Below are 1,754 nucleotides of genomic sequence, written 5' to 3' on the forward strand. Positions count from 1 at the left end.
CTAGGACGCTGCTGAATAACGCGGGGTGTCGACCCGGCCCTGCGGGCCGGTTCGAGGAGAATGTTTGGGTGCAGGGAGAGGGCAGGCCGGATCCGGAGTTGATGGACGCGGCGGCGTTGGTCGGGCATCTGGTTCCAGCAGGCAGTGTGTTCGCGTTTCTGGCCGAGCATCGGCGGGAGTTGTTCCCCGCGGTGATGTTCGAAGATCTGTTTCCCAGCAGGACCGGGCGGCCGAGCTTGCCGTGCGAGATCGCGGCGTCGGTGCTGGTGTTGCAGGCACTGCATGATCTGTCGGATCGGGAGACCGTCGCCGCGGTGCGCTGTGATCTGCGGTGGAAGGTGGCGTGCGGGCTGGCCCTGGATGATGCGGGGTTCGATTCCTCGACGTTGACCTATTGGCGGCGCCGCTTGGCGAACTCGCAGGATCCGAACCGTATCTTCGACGCGGTGCGTGTGGTGGTCGCTGAAACCGGTGTGCTGCAAGATAAGACGAAGCGTGCGCTGGATTCGGTGGTGCTTGACGACGCGGTCGCCACCCAGGACACCGTCACTCAGCTGATCGCCGCGATCCGCCGGGTCCGCCGTGAGGTACCGGGAGCGGCGGAGGTAGTCGTGGCCCGATGCTCGGCCCACGACTACGACGATCCGTGCAAGCCGGCTATCGCCTGGGACGACAAGGCCGCCCGCGAAGCGTTGATATCGGCTCTGGTCAGCGACGCGAACACGGTCGTGAATGCGTTGGCGGGCACTGAATTCGACGAAGAAGTCCGTGACAAGGCCGAGCAGGCGCTGGCGTTGCTGGCGTTGATCGCCGGACAGGATGTCGAACCCGCCGAGGGCTCTGACGGCACCGACGGGCGGTGGCGCATCGCCCGCAAGGTCGCCCAGGACCGGGTCATCTCGGTGGTCGACCCAGACGCACGCCATGTCCACAAGACCGTCGCGTCGCGTCAGGACGGCTATAAGGCCCATCTGTCGGTCGAACCCGACACCGGCCTGGTCATCGCAGCTCGCCTCGCCAAAGGTGCTGGAGGCGACAACCACGAAGCCGTCGTCGCCTCCTCACTGCTCGACAACGACGCCGATGTGCGAGAAGTGTTGGGCGACACAGCGTATGGCACCGGAGACTTCCGCGCCGAGCTGGTGCGGCGCGAGCTGACCGCGATCATCAAACCGTTTCCGTTGCGCCCGGCGGTCGAGGGTGGCTTCACCAAGGACGACTTCCACGTCGACGAAGACGCCGCAACGGTGACCTGCCCGAACGGCGTCACCAAACATATCGCCGCCAAACGCGGGGTCACCTTCGGCGTCGCCTGTCGCGGCTGCCCGCTGCGTGCCAGGTGCACCACCAGCAAAGACGGTCGCATCCTGCATCTGCACCAACACGACGCCCTGCTACGCCGAGCCCGCCACGACTGGCACAGCGACCCGGACCTGCAAACAACCTACCGCCAACACCGGCCCATGGTGGAGCGCACCATCTCCTGGCTCATCGGCCCCAAGGGACGCTGCCGGAAACTGCGCTACCGCGGCATCACCGCCAACAACCAATGGCTGCACACCCGTGCCGCGGCCCTCAACCTGCGCCGACTGCTCAACCTCGGCCTCACTCACGCCACCGGGACCTGGGCCATCGCCTGAACCAGCCGGGGGATCCCCCTCATCACAACCCACCCGTTCAGCACCCACACGAGTCCGGGGTTCCGCCACATAGCGGCGGAACTCCAGAACAAGCCTTATTCAGCAGCGTCCTAG

At 66.0% G+C, this 1,754-nt stretch carries 1 protein-coding gene; it reads left to right on the forward strand.

Annotation, left to right across the window (positions count from 1 at the left end; all coding sequences use genetic code 11):
* Positions 1 to 68 precede the first annotated feature (68 nt).
* On the forward strand, positions 69 to 1,640 hold the full coding sequence (locus U3653_RS33155; RefSeq protein WP_435406617.1) for an IS1182 family transposase: 1,572 nt from the start codon (positions 69 to 71) through the stop codon (positions 1,638 to 1,640).
* Positions 1,641 to 1,754 lie beyond the last annotated feature (114 nt).

The sequence above is a fragment of the Nocardia implantans genome (genome assembly GCF_035544775.1).
Classification (GTDB): domain Bacteria; phylum Actinomycetota; class Actinomycetes; order Mycobacteriales; family Mycobacteriaceae; genus Nocardia; species Nocardia implantans.